This window comes from Kitasatospora sp. NPDC091257 (assembly GCF_044757675.1).
GTDB lineage: Bacteria > Actinomycetota > Actinomycetes > Streptomycetales > Streptomycetaceae > Kitasatospora > Kitasatospora lactacystinica.
Genome location: NZ_JBIVVI010000731.1, coordinates 1 through 4,684, shown reverse-complemented (window position 1 = coordinate 4,684; position 4,684 = coordinate 1). Strand labels below are relative to the sequence as shown.

The following is a 4,684-nucleotide window of genomic DNA, read 5'->3' as shown; positions in this document are numbered from 1 at the left end:
GGTCCAGACGGCGGGCCCGGTGAGCGTCTGCGGCTCCTGGCCGGCGGCGCGCGCGGCCCGCTCGTAGCGCTCCTTGGCCCGGGTGCGGACGCCGACGGCCAGCTGGATCAGGGCGGCGAAGCGGGTGGGGTTGAAGTTGACGTTGGTGAGTGTGGTGAAGACCGCGTACAGGACGAAGGCGGCGGCCTCGTCGTCCGGGGCGCCGAGGGCGCGGGCCCTGGCGGCGTACTGGGAGATGCCCTTGACCGCGTGGATGAGCAGGTCCTGGAGGTCCGAAGTGGGGGAATCCTTGCCGCAGTTGCCGATCGGACCGGCGCAGCCGGGGGTGGCGCCGGTGCGGTCGGTCTGTTCGCACTGGAAGCAGAACATGCGGGTCCTCCGGGGACTCGTGGTGTCGTTCGGGCGAGGCGGCGGGTGGGCCTCGACGCGTCCAGGATGGGGTCGGCGCTGACGGCGCATCAGGGCCGGAGGACCCCAATCCGGGGCCGGGAGACCCTGCCGGTGCGCCTGCGCCTGCGCCTGCGCCTGCGCCTGCGCCGGGTCCGCCGTGTCCGCCGGGTCCGTGGGTCCGCGCGTGGGTCGCGTCCGATCGGGTGCACCTGGCGCAGCGTTCAGACGAAAACACCGGTGGGTCGCCGCCGCTCGGGGCTTCGAGGAGAACACTCCGAGGGTTGTCTTTGTGTTCATGTGATGAAAGGACTGATGTGAAGCCCAGTCAGCATCCGACGACGGCCGTCGGCTGGGGACGAAGACTAGGCAGGGTGATGGGATCCGCCCTGGCCCTGACGCTCGTCCCCTTCGGCATGTCGCTCGTCGCACCGACGGCCGCCTACGCGGCCGGCCTCCCGGGAGGCCTCGGGCCCTGCCTGGGCGCGGACTGCCCGGCGACGTTCCCGCCGGTCAACAACGGGCCCTTCGCGGGGCGCGACGCCGGCGTGAACATCTTCGTCGGCGGCGACTTCAACGTCAGCGGCTCGGCCGCCGAGGCCGAGGGGCACGTGGTGACCCTCGGCTCCTTCAGCATGAACAAGGCCGCCGGAGTCAGCTCCGTCTACAACATCGGCATCGTCGGCGTCGGCTCGCGCGTCCCCCCGCCGGACGGGGCCGACTTCCTCACCGCCGGAGGCAACGTCACCGTGGCCCCGGGGCAGTCGCTCCTGGCCGAGGGAGGCGTCGTCCGCTACGCGGGCACGGCCACCGGCACCATCACCGGCACCAAGGTCCAGGACCCGCGGGCCGTGGCCGCCTACACGCCGCTGCGCGGCGAACTGCAGACGGCCAGCGCCTGCTACGCCGGGGTCGGCACGCCCCGCCCCGCCACCGGAACCGCCGTCAACCAGGGGTTCCAGACCCTGTTCACCGGTGACGGCACCTCCGCCCTCCAGGTCTTCAACGTCGACTTCGACATCGTCGGGCTCGGCGGCTCCACCCAGGGCGTCGCGTTCGCCGGAATCCCCGCGAACGCGACCGTGCTCGTCAACCTCGTGGGCGGCGCCCGCACCATCAACACCTACAGCGGCAGCCTCCAGGACACCGACCCCTGGAACCAGCTGCGCGAGCGACTGCTGTGGAACTTCCCCGCCGCGACGACCGTCACCCTCACGGGATCGGGGCAGTTCCAGGGCAGCGTGCTGGTCGGCAACCCGGCCAGCACCGCCACGATGAACCTGCCCGGCCTGAACGGACGGTTCTTCACCACCGGCACCCTGCTGCACAACTCCGGTTCGGGCATGACCGGGACCGAGTTCCACGCCTACCCCTTCAACGGCGACCTCCCGGACTGCGGCAACCCCCCGGCTCCCACCGGGTCGACCAGCGTGACGAAGGTCGACTCCGCGACCTCGCAGCCGCTGGCGGGTGCCACCTTCCAGCTGTGGCGTGAGACCAACGGCGTCGCGGGCCTGCAGACCTCGGGGACCACCCCGGACACCAAGGTGGGCGCCCCCTGCACCACCGGGAGCAACGGCCTCTGCACCACCGCCGACCTGCCGCTGGGCACGTACTACTGGCAGGAGACGGCGGCTCCGCCCGGCTACGACCTGCCGCAGCCCGCGGTGACGACCGTGGTCCTCGACACCAACGGCCAGAACGTCCCGGTCACCGTCCGGGACACCCGGAGCCCGGTCGTCGAGACCGGCTCCACCAGTGTGACGAAGATCGACTCGGCGACCTCGCAGCCGCTGGCGGGCGCGACCTTCCAGCTGTGGCGCGAGAGCAACGGCGTGCCCGGTCTGCAGACCTCCGGGGCCAACCCCGACACCGCCGTGGGTTCCGCCTGCGTCACCCCGGCGTCGGGCGTCTGCACGGCGGACGGCCTGCCGCTGGGCACGTACTACTGGCAGGAGGTCTCGCCGCCCGACGGGTACGAGCTGCCCGAGCTCAACGTGACCACCGTGGTGCTGGACATGAACGGGCAGCACACCCCGGTCGGCGTCGCCGACGCCCAGACCACCGCGCCCACCGGGTCCACCACCGTGACGAAGACCGACGCCGGGACGGGGCAGCCGCTGGCGGGCGCGGTCTTCCAGCTGTGGCGCGAGAGCAACGGCGTGCCCGGTCTGCAGACCTCCGGGGCCAACCCCGACACGGCCGTCGGCTCCCCGTGCGTCACCCCGGCGTCGGGCGTCTGCACGGCGGACGGCCTGCCGCTGGGCACGTACTACTGGCAGGAGGTCTCCGCGCCCGAGGGCTACAGCCTGCCGCAGCACGCGGTGACCGAGGTCGGGCTGAGCAAGGACTGCCCGTGCGTGGCGATCACGGTGGAGGACAGCAAGTGCCCGCCGCCGCCGTGCCCGCCCACCCCTTGCCCGCCGGGCGACGAGTGGAGTCCGTACGTGCGCTACACGCCCGTACCGGGCTTCCTGTGGGGCATGAACGCGTGAGCTCGTTACCGCGTGAGCTCGTGACCGCGTGAGATGACGACCCGGCCGGAGGAGCCCATGGAGGCCCCTCCGGCCGGGCGGTGCCCGGGCCGGTGTCGCGGCGCTTCGGCAGGCCGGCTCGGGGCCCTACGATGGCGCCATGAGCGGGAGCCTTCGGATATCAGGTGCACACCATGCGCAGGAGCATCGGGACGACGAGCGGCTGGAGGCCGCGGCCGGCATCCTGGCGCTGCTCGCGGACCGCACCCGGCTCGCCCTGCTCCAGCGGCTGAGCGCCGGCGAGGCCGACGTGACCACGCTGACCGAGGCGACCGGGGCCCCCCGGACGTCGGTCAGCCAGCACCTCGGCAAGCTCCGGCTGGCCGGCCTGGTCACGACCCGCAAGGACGGCAGGCGCGTCGTCTACGCGCTGCGCCACGGCCACCTGCGCCGGCTGGTCGACGAGGCGCTGAGCGTCGCCGACCACCAGATCGGCGAGCTCCCCCCGCACGACTGACCGTACCTTCCGGCTCCGCGGCCCGTGCCCTCCGGGGTGCGGGCCGCCTTTTCGTCAACATGTGCACATGCGTGCACATGTTGACCTATCCTGGTCGTGTCGTCCTGCCGCGCCCAGTCCGAGCGGGGTCCTCCATGCTGTCCGTGCTGCGCAACCGCACCTATCTGCACCTGTTCGCCGCCCAGATCGTCGCCCTGGTGGGCACCGGCCTCGCCACCGTCGCGCTCGGCCTCCTCGCGTACGACCTCGCCGGAGCGGACGCCGGATCGGTGCTCGGCACCGCACTGGCGATCAAGATGCTCGCGTACGTCGGTATCGCCCCGGTGGTCACCGCGCTGGCCCACCGCATCCCGCGCCGACGCCTGATGGCCGCCTCCGACCTCACCCGGGCCGGCGTCGCCCTCACCCTGCCCTTCGTCACCGAGGTGTGGCAGGTCTACGTCCTGATCTTCGTACTGCAATCCGCCTCGGCGGCCTTCACCCCGGCCTTCCAGTCGGTGATCCCCGAGGTGCTGCCCGAGGAGCGCGCGTACACCCGCGCCCTGTCGCTGTCCCGGCTCGCCTACGACACCGAGAGCCTGGTCAGCCCGGTGCTCGCGGCCGCCCTGCTCGCGCTGATCAGCTACAACTGGCTGTTCTGGGGCACCGCCGCCGGGTTCCTCGCCTCCGCCGTCCTGGTGGTCTCCGCCGCCCTGCCGAAGCGGGTACGGCCGGAGCCGGTCGGGCAGGGCGGCCCGGAGCCGACCCGGGCGGAGCCGGTCCGGTCGAAGCGGGAGCGGGCGCGGCCCGGTGGGGGCGTCCTCGCCCGGTCCGTCCGCGGCACCCGGCTGTTCCTCGCCGTGCCCCGGCTGCGCGCGATGCTCGCCCTGGACCTCGCGGCGGCCGCCGCCAGTGCGATGGTGATCGTCAACACCGTCGTCTACGTCCGCGGCCCGCTCGGCCGCCCCGCCACCGACGTCCCGATCGCGCTCGGCGCCTACGGGGCCGGGTCGATGGTCGTGGCGCTGCTGCTGCCCCGGGTGCTGGACCGGCTGCCGGACCGGACCGTCATGCTCCCGGCGGCCTTCGGCATCGTCGGCCTCTTCGCCCTGCTCGCCGCGCTGACCGCCGCCGGGCCGGGCGCCTGGCGCTGGCCCGTCCTGCTCGCCGTCTGGGCGGCGTTCGGCGCGGTCGGCTCGCTGATCCTCACCCCCACCGGCCGGGTCCTGCGCGACTCGGTGGCGGCCGAGGAGCTTCCCGCCGTCTTCGCCGCCCAGTTCTCCCTCTCCCACGGCTGCTGGCTGCTCACCTACCCCCTGGCCGGCTG

4 protein-coding genes are annotated in these 4,684 nt (G+C 73.3%); 3 read left to right on the top strand and 1 reads right to left on the bottom strand.

Annotated elements, in window-relative coordinates; all coding sequences use genetic code 11:
• The coding region (locus ACIQOV_RS28360; protein WP_401053262.1) for a hypothetical protein at positions 1 to 369 on the bottom strand (369 nt) is incomplete at its 3' end.
• Between the two features lie 395 nt (positions 370 to 764).
• Here ACIQOV_RS28360 and ACIQOV_RS28355 point away from each other — a divergent pair.
• The 3 genes from ACIQOV_RS28355 to ACIQOV_RS28345 form a co-directional block, all read left to right on the top strand.
• On the top strand, positions 765 to 2,882 hold the full coding sequence (locus tag ACIQOV_RS28355; protein ID WP_401053264.1) for a SpaA isopeptide-forming pilin-related protein: 2,118 nt from the start codon (positions 765 to 767) through the stop codon (positions 2,880 to 2,882).
• A 139-nt stretch (positions 2,883 to 3,021) separates the two neighbouring features.
• Positions 3,022 to 3,378: an ArsR/SmtB family transcription factor gene (locus ACIQOV_RS28350; RefSeq protein WP_380540857.1), complete on the top strand. Its 357-nt coding sequence runs from the start codon at positions 3,022 to 3,024 to the stop codon at positions 3,376 to 3,378.
• 134 nt (positions 3,379 to 3,512) lie between these two features.
• A partial coding sequence (locus ACIQOV_RS28345; RefSeq protein WP_401053259.1) for an MFS transporter occupies positions 3,513 to 4,684 on the top strand: 1,172 nt, incomplete at its 3' end.

Bases quoted from the DNA above. Each gene is read 5' to 3' on its own strand.
- ACIQOV_RS28355 (WP_401053264.1), top strand. From the start codon at position 765: ATGGGATCCGCCCTGGCCCTGACGCTCGTCCCCTTCGGCATGTCGCTC.
- ACIQOV_RS28350 (WP_380540857.1), top strand. From the start codon at position 3,022: ATGAGCGGGAGCCTTCGGATATCAGGTGCACACCATGCGCAGGAGCAT.